Annotated in this window: 16 protein-coding genes and 1 other RNA gene; 5 read left to right on the top strand and 12 right to left on the bottom strand. The window is 44.4% G+C overall.

The window, feature by feature from the left end; translation table 11 throughout:
* Positions 1-77 precede the first annotated feature (77 nt).
* The 9 genes from E5672_RS01275 to tkt form a co-directional block, all read right to left on the bottom strand.
* A complete protein-coding gene (locus tag E5672_RS01275) occupies positions 78-2,204 on the bottom strand; it encodes a prolyl oligopeptidase family serine peptidase (protein WP_420809565.1) in 2,127 nt (708 codons plus the stop codon).
* A 182-nt stretch (positions 2,205-2,386) separates the two neighbouring features.
* A complete protein-coding gene (locus E5672_RS01270; RefSeq protein ID WP_136780577.1) occupies positions 2,387-3,892 on the bottom strand; it encodes a TolC family protein in 1,506 nt (501 codons plus the stop codon).
* Positions 3,882-7,067: an efflux RND transporter permease subunit gene (locus E5672_RS01265; protein ID WP_136780576.1), complete on the bottom strand. Its 3,186-nt coding sequence runs from the start codon at positions 7,065-7,067 to the stop codon at positions 3,882-3,884. The genes E5672_RS01270 and E5672_RS01265 overlap by 11 nt, the downstream gene beginning before the upstream one ends.
* A 10-nt stretch (positions 7,068-7,077) precedes the next feature.
* Positions 7,078-8,166 carry an efflux RND transporter periplasmic adaptor subunit gene (locus tag E5672_RS01260; RefSeq protein WP_136780575.1) on the bottom strand — a complete coding sequence of 363 codons (1,089 nt, stop codon included), beginning with the start codon at positions 8,164-8,166 and terminating at the stop codon, positions 7,078-7,080.
* A 233-nt stretch (positions 8,167-8,399) separates the two neighbouring features.
* The gene (locus tag E5672_RS01255) at positions 8,400-8,714 is read right to left on the bottom strand and encodes a hypothetical protein (RefSeq protein WP_136780574.1); all 315 of its coding nucleotides are present in this window, start codon (positions 8,712-8,714) and stop codon (positions 8,400-8,402) included.
* Positions 8,715-8,879: 165 nt separating this feature from the next.
* A complete protein-coding gene (locus E5672_RS01250) occupies positions 8,880-9,779 on the bottom strand; it encodes a fructose bisphosphate aldolase (RefSeq protein WP_136780573.1) in 900 nt (299 codons plus the stop codon).
* Between the two features lie 321 nt (positions 9,780-10,100).
* Positions 10,101-11,276, bottom strand: a complete 1,176-nt coding sequence (locus E5672_RS01245; RefSeq protein ID WP_136780572.1) for a phosphoglycerate kinase — start codon at positions 11,274-11,276, stop codon at positions 10,101-10,103.
* A 114-nt stretch (positions 11,277-11,390) separates the two neighbouring features.
* Complete coding sequence (epd, locus tag E5672_RS01240; protein WP_136780571.1) at positions 11,391-12,401, bottom strand: erythrose-4-phosphate dehydrogenase; 1,011 nt, start codon at positions 12,399-12,401, stop codon at positions 11,391-11,393.
* Between the two features lie 18 nt (positions 12,402-12,419).
* On the bottom strand, positions 12,420-14,411 hold the full coding sequence (gene tkt / locus E5672_RS01235) for a transketolase (protein WP_136780570.1): 1,992 nt from the start codon (positions 14,409-14,411) through the stop codon (positions 12,420-12,422).
* A gap of 427 nt (positions 14,412-14,838) precedes the next feature.
* Between tkt and metK the strand changes: the two genes are divergently transcribed.
* Positions 14,839-15,984, top strand: a complete 1,146-nt coding sequence (metK, locus tag E5672_RS01230) for a methionine adenosyltransferase (RefSeq protein WP_049586187.1) — start codon at positions 14,839-14,841, stop codon at positions 15,982-15,984.
* Positions 15,985-16,234: 250 nt separating this feature from the next.
* Entirely contained in the window at positions 16,235-16,705 is a 471-nt protein-coding gene (locus E5672_RS01225; RefSeq protein ID WP_136780569.1) for a hypothetical protein, read from the top strand.
* A gap of 77 nt (positions 16,706-16,782) precedes the next feature.
* Here the strand turns inward: E5672_RS01225 and E5672_RS01220 are convergent, their stop codons facing one another.
* Positions 16,783-17,286, bottom strand: a complete 504-nt coding sequence (locus tag E5672_RS01220) for a 3'-5' exonuclease (protein WP_136780568.1) — start codon at positions 17,284-17,286, stop codon at positions 16,783-16,785.
* 321 nt (positions 17,287-17,607) lie between these two features.
* Between E5672_RS01220 and E5672_RS01215 the strand changes: the two genes are divergently transcribed.
* From E5672_RS01215 to E5672_RS01205, 3 genes are all read left to right on the top strand, one after another.
* Positions 17,608-18,786 carry an ABC transporter substrate-binding protein gene (locus tag E5672_RS01215; protein ID WP_136780567.1) on the top strand — a complete coding sequence of 393 codons (1,179 nt, stop codon included), beginning with the start codon at positions 17,608-17,610 and terminating at the stop codon, positions 18,784-18,786.
* Positions 18,786-21,665: an ATP-binding protein gene (locus tag E5672_RS01210; RefSeq protein WP_136780566.1), complete on the top strand. Its 2,880-nt coding sequence runs from the start codon at positions 18,786-18,788 to the stop codon at positions 21,663-21,665. The genes E5672_RS01215 and E5672_RS01210 overlap by 1 nt, the downstream gene beginning before the upstream one ends.
* 80 nt (positions 21,666-21,745) lie before the next feature.
* On the top strand, positions 21,746-22,453 hold the full coding sequence (locus tag E5672_RS01205) for a substrate-binding periplasmic protein (RefSeq protein ID WP_240692129.1): 708 nt from the start codon (positions 21,746-21,748) through the stop codon (positions 22,451-22,453).
* A 27-nt stretch (positions 22,454-22,480) separates the two neighbouring features.
* Here E5672_RS01205 and E5672_RS01200 read toward each other — a convergent pair whose 3' ends face one another.
* Both E5672_RS01200 and rnpB read right to left on the bottom strand, forming a co-directional pair.
* Positions 22,481-23,425, bottom strand: a complete 945-nt coding sequence (locus tag E5672_RS01200; RefSeq protein ID WP_136780564.1) for a DMT family transporter — start codon at positions 23,423-23,425, stop codon at positions 22,481-22,483.
* Between the two features lie 333 nt (positions 23,426-23,758).
* An RNA gene (gene rnpB / locus E5672_RS01195) (RNase P RNA component class A) lies at positions 23,759-24,109 on the bottom strand.
* Positions 24,110-24,129: the final 20 nt, after the last annotated feature.

Here is a 24,129-nt window from a genome sequence, read left to right as displayed (position 1 = left end):
TTGGACCGATTGAATCGGCGCAATAGCCCCATTTATCTCTAGCCTCGCGAAACTTAAGTTTCAGCGCGTTAAGTCAATTACTTGGCTTCGGCTTTGTTATTGACTGATTGCGCGCTGTCGTACTTTTTAAACCACGCCAAAATATTTTCAACTTTCCCAATCATTCGAGAAGGTTTGGAAGCAATCCCATGGGGCGAACCAGGTACTTTTACCAGTACACTATCAACCTTTTGAAGCTTTAACGCTTGATAGAACTGTTCAGTTTCAGACATGGGCGTACGCTTATCTTCTACCCCCGTAATCAACATGGTGGGTGTAGTAACATTACCTACAAGCGACAACGGGGAGCGCTTCCAGTAATGCTCTACGTTATCCCAAGGTTTACCCGGGAATTGAAAAGGTATCTGGTAAAGGCCCGAATCGGCGGTTAATACCTTCGACAGCCAGTTAATAACAGGTTTAGCAACCACGGCGGCTTTAAATCGATTTGTGAGGCCAATGGCATAGGCTGATGCAATACCGCCTGCTGAACCACCGGTAATAAACAAGCGCTCCGGATCAGCGATTCCTTTTTCAATCAGCGCGTCTACACCCGACATATGATCGGAAAAGTCGTATTCCGAACTGTATTTCCCTTGAAGTAGTAACGCAAAGCGTTCACCGTACCCTGTACTACCTCTGTGATTATCATAAAACACCACATAGCCTTCTGCTGCCATGCGCTGAAGTTCAGCCGTAAACACGGGGCCATAGGCGAGATTAGGTCCGCCGTGAATTTCTAAAATTAGCGGATAGGTTTTCGAGCTATCATAGTTTGGCGGCAGAATGTACCAACCTTGAATTTCTTCACCATCAATAGAAGACGGATAGACAATCTCCTTCACCTCACCAAGCTGCTTATGACCTAAAACGTCTTCGTTTAGTGCAGTAAGCTGTCGCTCGTTTCGGGTGGTGACATATAAATCGGCGGGTCTGTCTGTACGCCCTTTAGTATAAGCCACTACATCGTTAACAGCATGATAAGTACCAAATACGTAAGGACGCCCTAACGTGGTGCCGCCAAGCCCTCTAGCTACGGCTTTTACACCGCCAGAAAGCGATACCACATCAACCTGAGCTAAACCGCGAACCGACTGCTGAAAGTAAACGTGTTTATTATCTTTCCAGTAAAAGTTAGACACCGAGTTATCAATGTCTTTCGTTATGTTTTTAGCATCAGAGCCGTCGCTATTCATTACATACAAATAGCTATTTTTGTACATTACTTTTTCGTCGTCACGGTACGCATAAGCAATATGCTTTCCGTCCGGCGATACAACAGGTGACGACTCTCGTCCTTTATCCTGCGTCAACTGTTCAATATTTCCCTTCATATCAACAGAAAATATATCAGCCTCAACTGGTTCATACTCCCAGTTATCACTGCGATTAGCAGAGAAATAAATCTTCTTACCGTTCGGCGCAAAACTTAAACGCCCCTTATGATGATAATTACCCGAGGTTAACTGCCTTGCAGTGCCTCCGTCTGAAGGGACAATAAAGATATGAGTATAGGCCGGGTCGAGCACACCTTTGCCATCTGCTTGGTAACGCGCCTTAGTGATATATTCAAAGCTAGGAGACCACTTTGCACCGTCTGGCTTTTTAGGCATTTTAACGTCTAGCGGCTTTTCCTTGGCATCTACACTCATGGTGAAAGCAATGTATTTACCGTCAGGTGACCACGTAATGTTACTGGGACTTGAAGTAACATTGGTAACTAACGCTGTTTGCCCTGTATCCATCCAGCGTACATACAATTGCGGTTTACCTTCTTCATTAGAAAGGTAAGCCAATCGGCTGCCGTCTGGTGACCAGCGAATAGAATAGTAACTTTTTTTCGACGACAGTAAGGGGCGGTTTGACTTGCCATCAACCGACGCTAGCCAGACATTTGCCCGGCTACTGTCTGACATAATGTCGTTTGAACGGCGCACATAGGCGATATGTTTACCGTTTGGAGATACCTGAACTTCACTCACATATTCAAGGTTAAAAATATCTTCCGATTGGAAAAAGGCACTTTTCTCTGGGGTAGCGTCATCCGACTGAGAATTTGCAATCACTGGGGAAGACAGTACCAGTGTAGCAAGACTAAATAGCGTCAACGCCCCACAATGCCGCTTACTCATTTGCTGTAATCCTCGGATTTTAAAAAAAGACATAGTTCACCTTTAGATTATGGTTATTGTTTTGCCGGTTTTTTTGGCGGTGATCGCTCAATATTCATCTTACTTAAATATCACCGCCTATAAAATTTAAACGTTGAGATGCGTAAAGAAGACGATAAAACAAAAAAGGAGAGCAATTGCTCTCCTTAAATAGTTATTAACTTAGCCAATCTAGGTTAGGTCGACGAAGATTGCCAGCCTCCTCCGAGGGCCTGATATAAGTCAACAAGCGCAGCCAGTTGCTGCTGACGAGTTTCTATAAACTCACTGCGTGCTTCCAATGCTTCGCGCTGCGCCAATAGCACTTCTAAATACTCACCATGCGCTGACGTAAACAACCGATTTGCAATATCCACTGACGATTCCAAAGACGCAATTTGCGATTTTTTAGCGGCGGCACTTTTTTCGAGATTATCAAGCTTAGACAAACTATTAGATACTTCTGTCACCGCTTTTAGCAGCGTAAGCTCATACTCATAAGCGGCTTGTATTTGCTCCGCACTCGCATTTTTGTAAACGGCTTCAATAGCTCGTCGATTGATTAGCGGGGCAAAAATATCACCAGATAGCGAATAGGCCAGTGACTCCGGTACGTTAAACAAATACTGGCTATCAAACGCTGATAACCCTACCCCAGCCCTAAGCTCTAATGAGGGGTAAAAATTCGCTTTAGCTACCTCTATATTTAAGTTTGCAGCCTGCAGCGTAAGTTCGGCCTCTCGAATATCGGGTCGGTTTTCTAACAATGAAGCAGGTACTCCAATATTGGGCTTAACGATATCTTCGTTAAACAAGGCGTTACTATTTCTTTGTATTGGCTGAGGCATTCGCCCTAACAATATGTTGATTGTGTTCTCTTTCTCCACTATTTCCTGTTCAATAAGAAAGCGTTCACTTTCGTTCTTTTTCACCTCAGCGTTAAAGCGCGCTACGGGCAAGGAAGAAGCTCGACCATATTCTTTCAGTGCATTTATAGTTTGAATAACGTTGCGCTGTAGCTTTATGGTGGCATCAATATTAGCCAACTTGTTATCCAAAGCTAATAGTTCGTAGTAGCTACGAGTCACTTCAGAAACAAGTTGAGTGATAAAGAAATTCTTACTTTCGATAGAAGCTAAGAATTCAAGTGATGCCACCTTTGAGGCATCCCTTAGTTTATGCCAGACATCTACTTCCCATGAGGCGTTTAGACCAAGCTCTAAATTAGCTAAAGGGTCAGGGAAAGCTTTACCTTCCCTGATATCAAGCTGCTCTTCCACCGCGCCTTCTCGGGTATATTCACCCACTTTTTCGGTTTCAATAGCAGCACCTGCAGACACGCTTGGTAAGTATTCCCCTTCCCGTGCATACACCTCGTTAGACGCCATATTAATGCGCTGTACAAGTACGGCAACTTCCTTGTTATTAGTTACAGCGGTTTCAACTAACGCTGTCAAATACGGGTCGTTGAACCACGCCTCCCATTCAATTTTTGCTTCAGCATTACTGGCATCGTTGTTTTTGTCGGCGTTTAAGCCTGTACTGTTCTCAGTACCAAGCTCAGTGCTTACACTGAACTGATCCGGCATGGTTACATTTGGGTCCCGCGTTTCTATTGACGGGATTGCGCACGCTTGAACAAGCAGTGCGCTGCCAATTGCCACAAAAAGAGGCTTTTTCAAAAGACGCGTGTTATTTCTCATCGCTTAGCACCTCATCGTTGTAGTGGTAGGTTTCTGTAAGTGGGACGTGATCCTCGTTTTTAATTAGCGACTTACCCTCTTCTAGCTTAGCGAAAAGGTAGTACAAGCCTGGAATAACTATGATGCCGAAGACACTTCCGCAAAGTGTACCTCCCAGTGCTGAAGCACCAATAGTACGGTTTCCTACAGCGCCTGCACCTGTGGCGATGACCAGAGGGATAAGCCCCGCCACGAACGAAAATGAGGTCATTAATATAGGGCGGAATCGCTGTTTTGCTGCGTCGACGGCGGCTTCTGCGATAGATAAACCCTGCTGGTTTTTCTGTACCGCGTATTCAACAATCAGCACGGCGTTCTTGCCCAGTAATCCAACCAGCATTACAAGACCTAATTGCGCGTAGACATCGTTCGCTAAGCCCATTAAGTCAAGCAGAATAAAAGATCCGATTAGACCACTTGGTAACGACAAAATAACAGCAAGAGGAAGCAGAAAGCTTTCATATTGCGACGCCAATACGATATATACAAATAGTAGAACTACACCGAATATGACGATGGCTTCACTACCGCGTTTGGCCTCGTCAAACGATAACCCCTCCCAACCTATGTCATAGCCTTTAGGTAACGTTGCTGCAGCAACTTCTTCAACCGCTTTAATAGCTTCGGCAGAGGTATAGCCTTTTGCGGGCTCCGCACGAATGGCTGCAGAGGTGTAAAGATTGTATCGAGTGATTTCATTAGGCCCTTGCGTTTTAATCAGCTTCATAAACGCAGAGTAAGGCACCATTTCACCTTCCTCATTTTTAACGTAGTAGTCCATCAAGTCACTCGGATAACGACGATACTCTGGAGCACTTTGGGTATACACCTTGTAAAAGTTATTGAAACGGGTAAAGCCTTGCTCGTAGGTACTACCAATTAAGATATTAAGGTTTTCCATTGCCTTACCAATTGATACGCCTTTTTGCATCGCAGCTTGGTTGTCTATTTCAATTTTATATTGAGGGTAATTAGCCGCGTAGAAAGTAAATAGCCCTTTGAGTTCTTTACGTTTTGACAGCTCATCCATGAAAGCTTGATTTATTTCATCAAACTCTTGGTAATCCGTCGTGTTTGTTTTGTCTAGCAAACGGAACGACAGCCCAGATGACGCACCATAGCCAGGCACTACAGGGGGCTCAAAGTATTCAACCACAGCGCCAAGGTGATGGGTCTTAGCTTCAAGTTCTTCAATGATTTCCTCTACCGTCTGGTCTCTATTTGCCCAGTCTTTGAGGTTAATTAGACAAGTACCCGCATTAGAGCCACGACCTTCCGTTAAGATTTCATAACCTGCGAGTGAAGAAACTGATGACACCCCTTCGACATCTAGGGCAAGGGTTTGAAGCTCTCTTGCTACTTCATTTGTTACTTCAAGGGTACTTCCTGGAGGGGTTTGAATAATGGCGTAAATTTGCCCCTGATCTTCTCCGGGAATAAAACCAGTCGGAAGAATGTGATTGAAACCAATCGTGCCTGCGACAAACGCAAAAAGCGACAAAATAGTCACCACGCGACGGGTTACTAACGCTTTTATGATGCTGGTATAACGCCCGGTGAGCTTGTCGAACCAATAATTGAATACACCGATAAGCTTACTAATTGGCGTGGCTTTTTTGGTATGTGTGTGCGGATTTTTAAGTAGCATCGCGCACAACACTGGCGTTAGCGAAAGCGCTACAATACAAGAGATGATAATAGACGATGCCATGGTGATAGAGAATTGACGATAAAAGACGCCCACCGGCCCAGTCATAAACACTAAAGGCACAAATACCGCTGTCATCACAAGCGTGATAGCAATAATAGCGCCGCCCATTTCACCCAATACCTGCTGCGTAGCCATATAAGGCGTTAAGCTAGCGCTCTCTTCCATTTTTGCATGCACAGCTTCAACGATAACAATGGCGTTATCTACCACTATCCCTATAGCCAATACCAACGCGAAAAGGGTGATCAAGTTAATGTTTACACCCGTTGCTTGCATACAAAAAAAGGTACCGATTAAGGATACGGGGACGGCCAATAAGGGAATTAAGGTGGAACGCCAGTCTCCCAAAAAGATGAAAACCACCAGCGAGACTAAGATAAACGCTTCAAATAAGGTATGCAGTACCTGTTCTATTGATGCATCGAGAAACTTAGACACGTCATAGTTAATTTCGTATTTCATGCCTTCAGGGAAGGTTTCTTCAAGCTCTGCCATTTTAGCTTTTACTTGAGATATCACTTCATTAGCGCTACTGCCATAATTTTGCTTTAACACGATTGCCGCAGAAGGATACCCATCTTTGTTTGAATAGATATCGAAAAACTCACTGCTAAGCTCTACGTCTGCTATGTCACTTAACTTAAGCAGCTTGCCGTCACTATCCGCTCTGATAATGATATTTTTGTATTCATCAGGCTCGTCGTACCGTCCTTCATAAACAAGCACATATTCTTTAGACTGCGCACTTATTCCCGAGCTTCGTCCAAGTCGGCCTGGACGACCAATCAGGCTTTGCTCATCAATCGACTCCATCACTTCATCGACTGAAATATTATACGCTCGCATGCGATCTGGCTTTAACCAGATGCGCATAGCATACTGCCGACTACCCAATATTTTAGCGCTGGCAATACCGTTAACACGCTGTATTTCTGGTATGACGTTAATGTTCGAGTAGTTATAAAGAAACTTCTCATCGGCCTCTTCGTCTGTGCTGTAGACGTTGATATACATCAACATGCTTGGCTGCACCCTTTGAAGTACTACTCCCTCAAGTTGTACCAACTGCGGGAGCCGGTTCATTACCTGATCAAGCCGCGTTTTCACGTTTATTAGCGCTTGGTTAGGGTCTACATCCAAGTCAAAGATAACTTGAATAGTAGCTTCACCGGCACTTGTGGCATCAGACACAATGTACTTCATGCCCGGCACACCATTTATTGAACGCTCAATGGTTACCAAGGATGACTTTACAAGTACATCAGCACTTGAACCAGGGTATGCCAAAGAAATTAGAACCCTGGGAGGAGCGATATCTGGAAATTGAGAAGTAGGCAAGGTAAAAACTGAAAGCGCGCCTAAAAAGATAATCATAAGGGATAGCATGATCGCCATCACCGGACGTTTAATAAATACACCAAACATACTAAATCCCCTACTCTGCCTGAAGTGCTAGTTCAGCTAACGTATCGTCAGAAGAAATAAGGTTTGGCTTAATGTGATCGCCATTACTTACTCGTCTCAAACCCTCAAGAAGAATCGTGTCATCTTCTTTCAGCCCCTCTGATACCAAGAAGACATGAGGTAATTCAGCTGCAATCTCTATATGTCGTGTGGTAAGGGTATTGTCAGCATCTAGAACATATACATAGTTCTGATCCAATATTTGAAAAGTCGCCTTTTGGGGGATGACCAGCGCGTTTGGATAGTCGACGTCGACCAGTATATTACCAGTTTGTCCATGTCGTAACATTTCATCAGGATTAGGAAATGAAGCACGCATTTCGATTGTGCCAGTATGGTTATCAAAATCGGCTTCAATGGTATCTATCACCCCTTCGTAAGGATAAATTGTACCGTTTGCGAGCTTTAAGCGAACGCTCGTCCCTTCATTCGCTTTTCCGCTTTGTACATAATCTAGATACTCCGACTCTGGCACATTGAAGTAAACCCACATTTGGCTTAAATCAGACATGGTTGTAAGAAGCTCTCCCTCATCGAGCAGACTACCTGTTCTTGCTTCTAAATGGTCCATCTTCCCAGTAAAGGGGGCTTTAATATCAGTGAATGCCAAATGTGCTGCTGCTAGTTCAACTTCAGCCTGCGCTTTTTGATACTCGGCTTCCACAACAGCAAGCTCGTTAGGTGAGACTATATTTTGGTTAACTAGGGACTTGGTGTTTTTGAGCTCCATTTGCGCAGCTTTAGCCTCTGCCTGAGCTCGCTTAAGTTCTGCTTCGTAGATAGTAGGCACTATTTTAAACATAGGGCTTCCTTTCTCTACGGTCTGACCTTCATCAACGAACGTAGAGGCAAGGTACCCTCTTTCCATTGCTCTTAACTCAATATGTTGAATGGCGCGAATTTGACTGACGTACTCTTTAACAAGAACTGTATCTTTGTTTATTGGATGCGAGACATTGAATTCTAGCGGACCACTATGATGAGCTTCGTGCTCTTGATGACCACACCCAGTTAATATGACGGTAAGAATACTTGCTGCTAAAAGCGTTTTTTTGCTCATAATTTTAAAATCGTTCTTATAGGTATTGCCTATAGACAGGCAACAGCATTAGTACGGCATAGCGAGTAATTTACTGCTCGTTTTTGTTTACCGGTCAGTTTTATTGCCGCTCGGGCTTCTCAATCACTCAGCCATGCACGCACGAATATAACCAGCTCTGAAGAGAACTGACGTTTGTGAAAATTTTGAAATTGAAGGGCTTTTCTCTCGAAAATTAAAGCAAGAAGAAAAGCTTAAGCAGCAGGTGGCGCTCTTGTAAGTGGGGTGACGTAGCTCTTTTTAGTCCAAGAGACTAAATACGGGGGAGGGTTTTCACTAAGTGAACTAATAATCGCAGCGTTACCAAACGTATTGATAACGGACAAAAATAGGTCGTCTTGCCCATTTTCTTCTGCGCTACTTTCTATTGATAGGGTCGATACGGATGCATCAAGCTGATGCTTAAACGAGATGGGCTTAATATCTTGTTTAATGGTAAGCAAGCACGTAAACAATAACAGCGCTAAACCGTAGCAAAAGCGTTGAGTATTTATGTGTTGGAAATTCACCAGTTTACTTCCAATACTAGGCTTCAATGATATCAAGCAATGACAATGGCGCGAGATGCTACACAGTCCGCTTTTTTTTGACAACAGGCTTTGAATTGAATGCGTTAATCTAAACAAAAAGAGCGCTGAATAGCGCTCTTTGTAATAAACAAGTTAAGAGAAAGTCTAGGCTTTAGAAGCTTGGTAAATACCTTCAATCGCTTTATCTAGTGTTGCTTCAAACTCTTCTTGAGATTGCTGTGCAGATACACCTTCGGTTAATGCACGAGAGAAGCTCGCGATCATGCCTTGGTTTTCTGATAGTTTTGCGTTTGCGTCGTCACGGCTGTAGCCGCCAGAAAGTGCAACCACTTTAAGTACGCGAGGGTGATCAACAAGCTCTTTATAAAAGTTAGCTTCAGTTGGTAGCGTTAACTTAAGCATCACTTCTTCACCTTCGCTAAGAAGATTAAGCTGGGTTAGGATCTCTAACTTAAGTAGCGCTTCAGCTTCTGCTTTTTGCGGGCTGTGAATATCAACCTCTGGCTCGATAATTGGAACAAGGCCAGCAGCTAGAATTTGCTTACCTACTTCAAATTGCTGAGCAACGACATCTTTAATACCTTGATGATTCGCAAGCTTTACCACACTACGCATCTTAGTGCCAAATACGTCTTGCGCTACCGCTTTAGCAAGCAGAGCATCTAGACCTGGTATTGACTTCATGATCTGTACGCCGTTGCTTTCTTCAGCCAATCCTTTATCAACCTTTAAGAAAGGAATAACACGCTTTTTCTGCCACAAGAAGTGCGCAGTAGACATGCCTTCAATTTCTCTATCAAGGGTGTTTTCAAATAAGATTGCGCCAAGAACGCGCTCGCCGCTAAAAGGGGTGCTGGTGATAATGCGCGTACGCATTTCGTGAACTAGATTAAACATCTCTTCGTCTGAGCTGTATTCAGACTCTTCGATGCCATATAAGCGTAACGCTTTAGGTGTACTACCGCCGCTTTGATCTAACGCTGCAATAAAACCGGTTTGTGTTTTCAGTTTATCCAACATTGCCTGCTGAGCTTGTGATGCCATTGCAACACTCCTTTTGTATATTACTGCCTTAATAGACAGGTGTAGGGTTTATTGTTATACCAATTCTATTAAAGATCTGTTTGTCTCAGACACGGCACGCCGACACCTTAAGTAAACACATCTGTAATAAGATTGGTATTTATATCTGCGTACTTCACTGTTTCGCAGACGTAATCGTTTCCGATTAAATGGTCACGCTCAAAATGCTGTTACTGAGCGTGACACATAGTGGGGCAACATTTGCACTAGGCCTTAGCTTTTAGGAGCTTCTATGAGCTCTCTAGCGCTATAAAACGCTGCTTAAAAGTGCAGCGTTTAGGCTTATTTGTTTTTTTCTTCTAGTACTGCTACCGCTGGTAGTGTTTTACCTTCCAAGAATTCGAGGAACGCGCCACCACCTGTTGAAATATAAGAAACCTTATCGGCAATTCCGTATTTATCAACTGCTGCTAGTGTATCACCACCACCTGCAATTGAGAATGCGTCGCTTGCTGCAATTGCTTCTGAAAGCGCTTTCGTACCAGCACTGAACTGCTCAAATTCAAATACGCCTACCGGGCCATTCCATACGATAGTACCCGCGTTTTTAATAATGTCTTCTAACGCTTTTGAAGAGTCTGGGCCGATATCAAAAATCATATCGTCATCAGCAACATCACTGACTACTTTTAGCGTCGCTTCGGTATTTTCATCAAACGCTTTGCCTACGACTACGTCTGTTGGCACTGGAATATTACCGCCATTCGCTTGAGCTTCATTCATAAGCAGCGTGGCTTGCTCGGTTAAATCCATTTCCACCAAAGATTTACCGACATTGTGACCCTGTGCCGCAATAAAGGTATTAGCGATACCACCGCCAACAATTAGCTGGTCTACTTTTTCAGCCAGCGTTTTAAGTACAGTAAGCTTAGTTGAAACTTTAGAACCACCTACTATGGCCACCATCGGGCGCTTAGGATTATCTAACGCTTTGCCAAGTGCATCTAATTCTGCAGCAAGTAATGGGCCAGCACAGGCTTTTGGTGCGAATTTGGCAACGCCGTGGGTAGACGCTTGTGCGCGGTGAGCAGTACCGAACGCATCCATAACGAAAATATCGCAAAGGGCTGCATACTGTTTCGCTAGCGTCTCATCGTCTTTTTTCTCGCCGTTGTTAAAACGTACGTTTTCAAGAATAACCAATTCACCATCGGCAAGCTCAACGCCGTTTAGGTAGTCTTTTACAAGCTTAACCGGTACGTCTAAAGCATCGTTAAGATAATCAACCACAGGTTGAAGAGAGAACTCATCAGCAGGCTCGCCTTCAGTAGGACGGCCAAGGTGAGACATCACCATAACTGCCGCGCCAGCGTCTAGGGCTGCTTTAATCGTAGGGATTGATGCTTTGATACGCGCATCAGAAGTTACTTTGCCGTCTTTTACCGGCACGTTTAAATCTTGTCTAATTAATACGCGCTGACCTTTTAGGGCCATATCGCTCATGCTTGGAATTGCCATCGTCTTTCCTATGTTAATTCAAATTCAGTAGAGCGTGTTAAAGGTAAGACACGCTCAAATTAACGGTGAAAGCTGCGCGGGCTGGTGCTACCAACCCTTGGCAGCATCAATGCTTTATTTTGCGTCGAACATCACTTTAGCGGTATCGAGCATACGGTTTGCAAAACCCCATTCGTTGTCACACCACACCAGTGTTTTAACCAGCTGTTTGTGACTGACTCTTGTTTGTGTGCCATCTACAATACACGAGTGAGGGTCGTGATTGAAATCTACCGACACCAAAGGCTCTTCAGTGTAGTCCAAAATGCCCTGTAAACGCCCCGCTTTTGCATTGCGTAAGGCTTGGTTAACTTGCTCGATTGTCACTTTAGATTGAAGCGTTACGCTTAGGTCCATGGCAGTAACGTTGATCGTAGGTACTCGAACCGCAATAGCTTCGAACTTACCCGCAAACTTAGGCAAAATACGCTCTATACCGGCAGCAAGGCGTGTATCTACGGGAATAATCGACTGACTTGCAGCTCGGGTTCTGCGCAAATCTTCGTGATACGCGTCTATCACCTGCTGGTCGTGCATAGAGGCGTGAATGGTTGTGATCGTACCACTTTCAACACCGAACGCGGCGTCTAGTGCTTGAATTACAGGAACAATACAGTTTGTAGTGCAAGAGCCATTGGAGACTAATTTTTGTTCACTGGTCAACGTGTCTTCGTTGGTTCCAAAAATAACCGTATTGTCTAAATCAGGTGACCCAGGTGATGAGAACAGCACTTTACCAGCGCCCGCATCTATGTGGGCTTGCCCCGACGCTCTGTCATCAAACTTCCCCGTACACTCAAGCACAATATCAACGCCTAAGTCTTTCCACGGTAGGTCTTTTATATCGCTAATCGCAAGCAGCGTGATATCGTCGCCTGCCACGTTAAGCGTGTTGTTTTCTAAGGCCACATCAAAACGGAACCGCCCGTGGGCGGTATCGTATTTGAGTAAATGTGCAATGCCTTCGGGTTTAGCAATGTCGTTAATGGCCACCACGTTAAATTCGTTGTTGCGCCCGCTTTCATACAGCGCGCGCAACACGTTTCGACCAATACGACCAAACCCATTTATGGCAATATTTACCATAGGCTTATCTATTACCTCTTACAGAGACAGTGCAGCCTCTACTACAGCGTCAGTGGTAATGTTGAAGTGCTTGAACAGGTCGCCCGCAGGTGCAGACTCACCAAAGGTGTCCATGCCTACGATAGCGCCATTAAAGCCAACGTACTTGTACCAGCTGTCTTTAGACAAGGCTTCAACCGCTACGCGTTTAACTACGCTAGAAGGCAGTACGCTTTCACGGTAGTCAGCAGGCTGACGGTCAAATACGTCAGTTGATGGCATAGACACTACGCGAACCGCTTTGCCTTGCTCGGTTAGTTTTTCTGCTGCTTCAACGGCTAGCTGAACCTCAGAACCGGTACCAATAAGAATAAGCTCTGGCGTACCTTCACAATCTTTAAGTACGTAACCACCTTTCGCGATATCAGCAACTTGTTGGGCCGTTCTTTCTTGCTGGGCTAAGCCTTGACGAGTGAAGATTAGCGTTGTTGGGCCGTCAGTGCGCTCAATGGCAGACTTCCACGACACAGCAGACTCAACCTGATCACAAGGACGCCAGTTATCAAGATTAGGCGTCGCACGTAGCGCAACCACCTGCTCTACCGGTTGGTGCGTTGGGCCGTCTTCACCTAGACCAATTGAATCGTGAGTGTAAACGAAAATTGCAGGCTGCTTCATTAGGGCCGCCATACGTACCGCATTACGTGCATATTCCATAAACATTAGGAAGGTTGCACCGTATGCCTTGAAGCCACCGTGAAGGGCAATACCATTCATCATGGCCGACATACCAAACTCACGCACACCGTAATAAATGTAGTTACCTGATGCGTCGTTTGCTTCAACACCTTTACTGCCTTCCCAAATAGTAAGGTTAGAACCAGCAAGGTCGGCAGAGCCGCCTAATAGCTCAGGAAGTAACGGACCAAACGCGTTTAATGCATTTTGCGATGCTTTACGTGAAGCAATGTTTTGTGGGTTAGCTTGAAGCTCAGCAATAATTGCGTCTGCTTTGTCGCTGAAATCTGCTGGCAACTCGCCATTTACGCGGCGTTTGAACTCTGCCGCAAGCTCTGGGTAAGCGGCTTCGTATGCTGCGAAAGCGTCGTTCCACGCGCTTTCCGCTTTTGAGCCTTTCTCTTTGCCATCCCAGCCTGCGTAAATTTCGTCTGGAATTTCAAACGCACCGTGGCTCCAGCCAAGCTTCTCGCGAGTGGCTACAATCTCGTCATCACCTAGTGGTGCACCGTGACAAGACTCGGTACCTTCTTTATTAGGCGAGCCGAAGCCAATAGTGGTTTTACAACAAATAAGCGTAGGCTGCGCGGTGTTCGCTTGTGCCTTCTCAATGGCGGCTTTTACTTGCTCCGCATCGTGACCGTCAACGCCTTCAATTACTTCCCAACCGTAGCTCTTAAAGCGTGCTGGCGTATCGTCAGTGAACCAGCCTTCTACTTCACCATCAATTGAAATGCCGTTGTCATCCCAAAATGCGATGAGCTTACCAAGGCCTAGTGTGCCGGCTAGTGAACATGTCTCGTGTGAGATACCTTCCATCAAGCAGCCGTCACCTAAGAACGCGTAGGTGTGGTGATCAACAATAGTGTGACCGTCTTTGTTGAACTGTGCCGCTAGCACTTTCTCGGCAAGCGCCATACCCACTGCATTGCTAATACCTTGGCCTAGTGGGCCAGTAGTGGTTTCAACACCCGGCGCATAACCATACTCTGGGTGACCAGGCGTTTTAGAATGTAGCTGACGGAAGTTCTTTAACTCTTCAATTGGCAATTCATAGCCTGAAAGATGAAGTAGAGAGTACAACAGCATCGAGCCGTGACCATTTGAAAGTACAAAGCGATCGCGGTTGGCCCAAGACGGGTTCGCAGGGTTGTGTGATAAGAAATCACCCCATAATACCTGCGCGATATCAGCCATCCCCATAGGGGCGCCTGGGTGACCAGATTTAGCTTGTTGAACGGCATCCATGCTTAATGCACGGATAGCATTGGCGAGTTCACGACGAGAGGGCATGTTGTCTCCTGATTTATTTCGTATCTTTTGTTTCGTATTTTAGCGGGCTAGGCAAGCTAGACGAGCGTAGAGGTAAGGCGTTCGCTCTACTTCTTTATACGATTGAATGTGGCGTTATTCTTACCTATGCCACCTTTCAGTTCAATGGGTTTTGATTGCCAATAGTGAAAGTTATAGTAAAAAATGGTCTATAACCTGACCATTACGTACTCCCACTACAGCGAAAACGGTGATAACTAACACCTAGTTTTGTCTATACATCATTAACTTCGTCAATTACGACCTGAATAACCCTATAAGTGATCGGGTTGTGTCAACTATTCGTAACAAAGAGACTTTTAGACGTCTAGAAGTAAAGACTGGTATTTATAACTTGTTTTAGTACAATATACGACTATTTTGATAATTTAACGCTTACGGAGCATTTATGGCCACGCATTTATTCACATCCGAGTCAGTGTCTGAAGGACATCCGGACAAAATTGCTGATCAGATCTCAGATGCGGTTCTTGACGCTATTTTAGAACAAGATCCTCGCGCTCGGGTGGCCTGCGAAACGTATGTAAAAACCGGAATGGTTTTAGTAGGTGGTGAAGTGACCACTTCTGCATGGGTAGACATTGAAGAACTTACCCGAAAAACTGTTAAAGAAATTGGCTATACGCACTCAGATATGGGCTTCGACGCTGACTCATGTGCTGTATTAAACGCAATTGGTAAACAGTCTCCTGACATCAATCAAGGTGTTGACCGCGCAAGCCTAGAAGAACAAGGTGCGGGCGACCAAGGCCTAATGTTCGGTTACGCGAGCGACGAAACTGACGTACTTATGCCTGCGCCAATCACTTACTCTCACCGTCTTGTTCAAAAACAAGCCGAAGTACGTAAGTCTGGTAAGCTGGACTGGTTGCGTCCAGATGCGAAAAGCCAAATTACATTCAAGTATGAAAACGACAAGCCTGTAGGCATTGACGCGGTTGTACTTTCAACCCAGCACTGTGATTCAGTAAGCACTGAAACAGTACGTGAAGCGGTAATGGAAGAAATCATCAAGCCTGTGCTTCCAAGTGAGTGGATTGATGCCAACACGCGTTTCCACATCAACCCAACGGGTCGATTTGTTATCGGTGGTCCAATGGGCGACTGTGGTTTAACCGGGCGTAAAATCATTGTTGATACTTACGGTGGTATGGCTCGTCACGGTGGTGGCGCGTTTTCTGGTAAAGATCCATCTAAAGTAGACCGCAGTGCAGCATACGCGGGTCGTTACGTTGCTAAGAACATTGTTGCAGCAGGTCTTGCAAAGCGCTGTGAAATCCAAGTGTCTTATGCAATAGGTGTGGCAGAGCCAACGTCTATCAGCATCGACACTTTCGGTACTGGCGTAGTGGATGAGAAAACACTGGTTGCACTAGTGCGCGAACATTTCGACTTGCGTCCTTACGGCCTTATCCAAATGCTAGACCTTGAGCGCCCAATTTATCGCCCAACGGCTGCATACGGTCACTTTGGTCGTGACGAATTCCCATGGGAAGCTACAGATAAAGCAGAAGCGTTAAAAGCATCGATTTAATTCGACAGTCAAGCAGCGCTTTTATACACGCCGTTTTGTTTTTGTAACGCTTAGCTCTTAAGCGGTTACACAAACTAGCGGCGTTTTTTATTTAGGCTTTGCTAACTAGCTAAATTAACCGGGCAAATAAAAAACAGAAAAGAATATTTCCATCATTTATTGTTTACAGCTATGCTTAAATAATGAACACACTATCGCTTGTAGTTTCTTGTTGTTTACAAGCCAAGATAACAACAACTTGAGCTCGTTTATGAATGTGGTTACTGGTACTCTTATAGCGTTCACGCTGGCTGCCTCTTTGACAGCTTTGCCTGTTTGCGCGGGTATCAATGATAGCAACAACAGTCCAATCCAATTCAAAAGCAAAAAAATAGCTCGGTGGCAGCTAAATAGTATGTACCGTGTCCAATCTACAACCGAAACTTATCTTTACGACAACAGCTATACCTATCCAGCAGGTTCACAAGGTATGTTTAGCGCCAGCCGTCGCTTTGATACAAGGATCCCGCAAAAGGTCTATGCAACCTATAAAACCAACAATACCGCCTTTCAACATTATGCTGAATGGCTTTATTTACCTCACGATATAGGTACATTTACGCGTTTAGGCTGGCTACTGGGCAAAAACGAAGGGTTAAATATGGCTGTAGAAATAGAGCACAGGCAAGTTGGCGAAGAAGAAAATATGGCCTTTTCCTTGGGTGTGAATTACCTGTTCTAACGAATAACGTAAGCTATTCGACAACAAAGCGAATCATTCACCTGCCGTTCAAATTTATTGTATTACACCATAATGACTTACCCTTGTGTAAGGTCAATGGTTTTTGCGTATGTTTGTTGAATAATCATGGCATCTGAGCTTGCTCTGTGGCGCTTCACGTCAAGTTTGGCAGCAAGGCTATTTTTTACATCGTGCCATTTTTCCATTTGCGGTTCGCTTAAAATATATTCAAGTGCGCGGCAGGTAAAAGACATGTCAACGTTCGCGGCAGCGTAAAGCTTTATCAGCCAAGGGTTATCCACTACCCAACCGTCGCTGTACACAATCGTGTTTCCTAGAAAGTTATTCAGCTCAACACACACTTTATAAGGGTCTTCCCCCCGTGCTTGAAGCATTTGTTGAGAAATGCCGTGTAGTGACTCTGCTTTTGAGTCCCAATGCACCCAAGAGGCAAATGGTCTTAGCAATTTGCACCACTTTGCACCATCATAGCGCACAATGCCTATCTCTATCGGATAACTCGCTGCCCCAAACCCACTTGCTTCCACATCTATTATTGTCGGCAGTGTTGTATTTCGCACTTATACTCCAAACTACTGGTCTCCTTAATATGTGTTAGTAAAAGAGAATATCTTTTACAAAGGGCACAGAGACATTTTTTAAAATAACTGCGCCATACGCAATCGCAGAGCTGCTCGTTGAACACCCTTTCGATATTGCGCCTACGACGTAATAGCAGAATCGTGCCACATTGTTTAATACCCAATAGAACTGAAAATGGTGTAATAAAACCAAGATTGCTCACAAAACAAGCAAATTTATACTAAAGAATAAGGAGTAAACAAAAAAACGCTTAGCACATTGCTATACACTTTTAAGGTAATCAATCAGGTGTCTTGACCATGCGTGTAAAACTTATTCTTCCAACGCTCCTCTGCATTATTTCGCTCTTCAGTTCACATCAAGCTGAGAGTACCCAAGCGCCTCTAATCATAGGTATAGACGCAGACCTATCAGCGGTTGCAATTGAGGGGGGAATTGCTATTTCTCGAGGTGTAGAGCTAGCTGTTGAAGAGATTAACGCAAATGGAGGGATTCTTGGCCGAGAGCTGAAAGTGATTGCGAAAGACCATCGCGGCAATCCTGCTCGCGGCAAACACAATATTGAACAGTTCGCCCAACTGCCAAACCTACTTGCCGTAGTCGGTGGAGTACACACCCCCGTCGTACTCGCTGAAATTGATATTTTACATGCTAAGAATGTGCTTATGCTTGTGCCGTGGGCTGCAGGCACCCCCATTATAGACAACAATCACTCCCCTAATAACGTTTTTCGGGTTTCTGTTCGTGACGCCGAAGCTGCGTCTGTACTTATTGATTATGTTAAAGCCAGAGGGCTTTCTAATATTGCTTTAGTGCTAGAACGTACTGGCTGGGGTCGCTCCAATCATGAATCGTTAACGCTAGCCACCCAAGAGAAAGGGGTAAATATTAGTGCGATCCATTGGATAAATTGGCAGCAAAAAGACTTTTCCGAAGACGCCGAAGCCATTAAAAACGCCAAGGCGGATGGTGTCATACTAGTAACTAACGTACCTGAAGGAGCGGTTGTCGTAGACGCTCTAGCTGAACAAGGGCTGAGCTCGCTTCCGATAATTTCTCACTGGGGTATAGCTTCAGGTCAATTTGCATCTCGATTAGCTAACCCAATTAGCGAGCATGACATTTCTGTCCTTCAAACATTTCATTTTCAGCATCAAAAAAATGACAAGGCGAAACAGCTGTTAGAGGCCTACTATAATAAATATGGTTTAATCGATACGGCAGCTATTGAAGGTGTAACAGGGTTAGCGCATGCATATGATTTGATTCATTTAATTGCAATGGCTGCCGATAAAGCGGGTAGCACAGAAATAAGCGCATTGCGTAGCGCTCTAGAGTCACTTGAAAACATTCAAGGTGCAGTTAAGTACTACGACGCTCCATTTACACAAGAGCGGCATGACGCGCTTTGGTCAAAGGATTATTTTATGACAAAATTCAATGATAAAGGCCACCTGGTCACAGTAGGCGACAAATAATGCAGCAGGAACCTATGAGACTTCGTTCTCTATTGCTTTCAAGCATGATCCCTAGGCTTGCATTGTTAATAGCAGTACTCTCTATCACGCTGTTTGCTCTATCTTTTCATTTTATTGTTAAACAAACCAATAATCTTCAACAGCAATCCGTTAAGGGGTTAGAGCAAGACATTAACTTCATTGTAAATGACACTACACGCCAGCTAGCAGATTTAGCGGCAAACGACATTATCATTAATTCGCTGGTTGATGTTGAACAGCGGGATAACTACCTTCCTATGTTTTTCCGCTCGTTGAATCTTACTCAAGCAAAAAGTGTTGAGTTTGCTCTATTTGATTTTGCTGGAAATAAGGTTATCGATAAAAATTGGAATGCTGCGCTTCCTAAATCGCTTAGTGATGCATGGCGTCAACAAACCTTAGGTTCATCAAATACGTTTTCTTCTGTTTCCCAGTATGGCGTGGTCATTAGTGTTCCCGTTTTGCTTAACGGTGTATCTGAAGGCGCACTTGTGATGTATGTTGACAGCCTTCAATCGTTACTTGCTCCCTATCCACGCCTTACGAATCAATTAGTCACCGATTCAAATGGGAACGTACTGTTTAGCAGTGAGCCCTCTCTCATCGCGCCAAACTCAAATTTTTTAAACTTTTCTCAAAATGGCTATTCCATCAAGCAAACAAGCTGGAAGAATTTACAACTGTACAGTGTTAAACCAACAATTACGGCTTACAGAGAGATGGCTTGGACGGGCATCGTTTTAGTCGCAATGATTGTGGGGTTCATTTTCATTATATTGCATATGGTGAGTATGACTGGCACCTTGGCCGAACGAACGCTCTCGAAGCTTTACGACGACATCAAAAATCGACTAACTAGCGACAAAGCCGCGCCCCTTCAAAATGAGCAACAGATAGAGGCTAAAGAGTTAGAAGACATTCGTTCTGCTTTCGATAAGCTTATTTGGGACTTAACAGAAGTATCGCTGTCGAACGAACAATTTTCGAATGTACTGGAATCTATGGGCGATATGCTGGTTGTCGTCGATCAGAATCAAGAGATCTTAATTGCGAATAAACGCTTTGAAGGTTTTTGTAACGACCAATACGGTGAAAAGAACACGATTCTGAAATTAATAGTGCAGAAGCTAGCGGCGAAACAAAGCGACGAGCTAACGCATTTTTCGGTAAAGACTGGACAAGAGCGCTATATCAGCTGGACGAAAGCATCGTTAGCCGATGCAAACGGTAATATTCGCGGTGATATTTTTGTAGGCAGTGACGTTACCGAGCAACGAACGTTAGAAAGCCACGTTAACGTACTTACCCATGCGATGGACGAAGCGACAGTTTCAATTATTATTTCTGATGTAAAGCGTGTTGGTCAGCCAATTATTTATGTAAATAGCGCGTTTGAAGAATTAACCGGCTACACGCGTGGTGAAATGATTGGTCATAATTGTCGCACTATGCAAGGCGATGAAACCAATAAGCAAACAGTTGAACAAATACGAAAAGCCATAGCAACCCGCGAGCCTATAGAAACAACCCTCATCAACTATAAAAAAGACGGCAGTCTTTTCTACAATAGGCTAAATCTAACACCGGTTAAAACCAATGGCGAAGTAACTCACTATATCGGTTTTCAGCAGGATGTTACGCAGCAACGTCAAACTGAACAATACCTACAAGATGCTAGAGAGAAAGCCGAGGAATCTGCGCGCCTGAAATCGAGCTTTTTGGCGAGTATGAGCCATGAGATACGCACTCCAATCCACGGGATTTCTGGCGTTTTACAGCTACTAGCAAACTCTGATTTGGCTGAAGAGCAAAAACATTATCTTTCATTAGCCAAGTTTAGCATTCAAGGCCTATTGCATATCGTTAACGATATTTTGGATTTTTCAAAAATTGAAGCCGGCCAGCTACAAATTGAAGAAAACCCATTCGACATTCTAGAGTCACTTGAAAACCTTCAAAGTCAGTACGCCATTATGTGCCAAGAGAAAGGCCTTGAACTGCACTTCCACTTTGATTTGCAAGGTTTCCACGTAGTTCAGGGTGACGACGTACGCTTCAGACAGATTTTGTCGAACTTACTGGGTAACGCCGTGAAGTTCACCGATTCAGGCTACATTGAAGTAACCACAAGTATTAAGCAAAACGCAGATGATAGCCTTACTCTATTATGTAGCGTTAAAGATACCGGAATAGGTATTGCTGAAGATAAGCAAGGCACCATTTTCGAAGTTTTCACGCAAGAAGATCTGTCAACTACTCGCAAGTTTGGTGGCACTGGCCTTGGCTTATCAATAAGCAAACAGCTTTGCGAACTCATGGGGGGTGATATAAAGCTTGAAAGTGTCAAAGGTAACGGCAGTACCTTCTCATTCACCATATCCCTTGAACCTGCTGACGAGGCTTTGCTGAAGCCAGTTCACTACGCATCAGCGCTGACACGAGAAAAGGGTAAAAAACGCAAGGTTCTGATTGTCGAAGATAATGATATTAATCAGGTTATCGTAAAGCAGCACTTGAACAACCATACAACACTGAGTGCTAAATCTGGCTTAGAGGCGTTAGAAGCATTAAATAAAATGAAGGTAACTTTTGATGTCATTCTTATGGACTGCCAAATGCCAGAAATGGATGGCTTTGAAGCCACCAGGCGTATCAGAAATGGTGAAGCCGGAGAACGCTATTTAAATGTGCCGATCATCGCACTAACCGCCAATGCAATGAAAGGTGACAAAGAGCGCTGTGTAAACGCGGGAATGGACGACTACTTAAGCAAGCCTTTTGACGCTGTTGACCTTATTGATAAAGTCGAGCATTGGGCAAGTTTTGAAAGAAATAGTGAAGAAAACGCAGTTCATTAACCTATTGTAGCGGGACATCTTGAGTGTATGCTTTAGCAAGATTAACACCTCTAATACAAAGAGTTTTTTCAATAAGTTTATTGGTAAACGTTTCGCTTTTTAGTGATACCGCCACTGCCGATGAAATATTGCGGTACAACCTTGGAACATCGGGTAATTCTATTCCATACGAAAATGCTGTCGACGAAGACAGGGCCGGTATTTTAGTTGAAATACTTCCACTAATTATGGATAGGGCTGATATCAAGACAGAGAAAGTCATGCTGTCTACCAAACGCGCCATGCTTGCATTTAAAACAGGCGACCTTGATTTTGACTTCTTCAGTCCAAGTTGGCTGTCCAAAGATGAGCCTGCGGGTGACTTTACTTTTTCAGACCCCATTATAGATATCACAGAATATTTTATTACTCTGCCTGAAAATCATAGTCGATACCCTACTGTTACCTCTATCTATGGTGAAACCGTAGGAATGATTTCCGGCTATGTGTATTTTGATTCTGATAAGTTCGTCAGAATGGATTTTCAAGCCGAGAACAACCTTATTTCAGCCCTAGGCGCAAAACGGATAGATGTCATCATAATGGAGGAGGCATCGGCCCGTTACTGGTCTTCAATTCACGACATAAACATTGCCTTAGGGCCCATCCATACCGCAGGTAAAATGGCTTTGCGTCTTCACAATCGACATAAAGATAAGCTTCCCGCCATTAACCGCGCTATCGCTGAAATAAAACAAACAGGCCAAATAGAAAGAATACTTAACAAGTATTCCGACTTTTCTTTATAGAAGACACCCGTTTTAACCGAGTCTACATTACGCTGTTGCTTTTCGCCCAAAGCGCTTTAACGCAATAGGAAACGTGACTGATTGGCAAAAAAGACACAAGCATACTAGCGCCATACCCATCCACCCCACGGGTTTGAATACTTCACCAATTAGGAAGATAGCCAAAAGGGTTGCAACCAATGGTTCAATTAGTGTGATAAGCGTGGCTTTGCTGGCATCTGTACTACGAAGGCCATAGCCAAATAGCAAATAACCAAGAAACATAGGCACTACTGCCATGTACAGTGAAACACTAGTGTTAATAGCGTTGTCAAACAAGTTTTGACCGGTAAACCAAAGAGAAGGCAGTAGAACAACTGCAGCGCAACCGAAAAGTCCGGCCATGGCAGACTTTGAATGTGCACCAGCGTCAATGTGTTGCTTCGCAGCCCATGAGTATCCCGCATAAGTTAAACCTGCAATTAAACCCAATATAACGCCGAACACCTGATCGTCTTTAGACGCTGACAACGCTGATGCGTCCTGTGTCTTTCCCATGGCTAACAGAACAATCCCCAGAGTCCCAAATATAAAACTTATAAACCATTTCAAAGACACGGGCCTTTTACTCAAAAAGTACTCTAGAAGCGCAGCGAACAGTGGCGCACTGGCGATAGAGACCACAGTTCCTATGGCAACGCCTGACAGCCGCATAGAGCTATAAAAGGCCAGCGGATAAATTGCGACACATGCACTACCAAACAGAAAGGTCAGTGGCGTAGAAAAAAGAATAGGAACATCCTTTACCAATGATTTTCGGGCGCTAACACAGAGCAATACACCACCTATACCCATAGCAAAGGCACCGATGGCCAGTGGGCTGATCTGTGGCGCAAACTGAGCAGCAGTGCCTGTTGTTCCCCACAAAAAGCTTGCGATAACGATTGCCAGCATACCTTTTAATGTGTCGCTTGCACTCTCGGCTTTTTTCATTGTATTTCTCTCAGTTAGCTTTCACTTGTCTTGAAGTGATCATACTGTGATTAATAGTTTTGTAATTAGCCTGATAGGCGCTTCTTTTGACATTTTAGACGCACTTCTCACAAAGGCTTTCATAAAAGGTGCTCTCATAAAAAATCCTCATGCATTGAGTGTATAGATGTGAGTTCATCTCAAAATGCTGGCGATAATCTGTAGAAACCGCACCAAATATCGTATCCCAAGAATAGACGTTAAAATATTTTATCTTAAAGAATATGCCTTCAGACAGAGGTTTTACCTGAAAACTATAGATGACTAGCGCTTAATAAACGCTGTCGAGGAAAAGAGTGGAGTTGGCCGTAAGCCGGGTTCTGTCGTGGGCAACCATTCCTCTAGATCAGCAATCGCTCACTGATTCAAGCAACCTACCCGATCCCCATGCGGGCCACACGTTAAGGGATCCTATTTGGTCTTGCTCCGGGTGGAGTTTACCTTGCCACACTCTGTTACCAGAGGTGCGGTGCGCTCTTACCGCACCCTTTCACCCTTACCGGCATGTAAACATGCTTAGGCGGTCTTCTCTCTGCTGCACTTGTCGTCGGCTCACGCCGCCCAGACGTTATCTGGCACCCTGCCCTTTGGAGCCCGGACTTTCCTCCCCTTTCTTACGAAAGCGGCGATTGCCTGGCCAACTCCGCGGCGCATTCTACATGAAG

It is taken from the genome of Alteromonas portus (genome assembly GCF_005117025.1).
Classification (GTDB): Bacteria; Pseudomonadota; Gammaproteobacteria; order Enterobacterales; family Alteromonadaceae; genus Alteromonas; species Alteromonas portus.
Note: the sequence above shows the minus strand (reverse complement) of the source record. Positions and strands in the feature narration are given on the sequence as shown.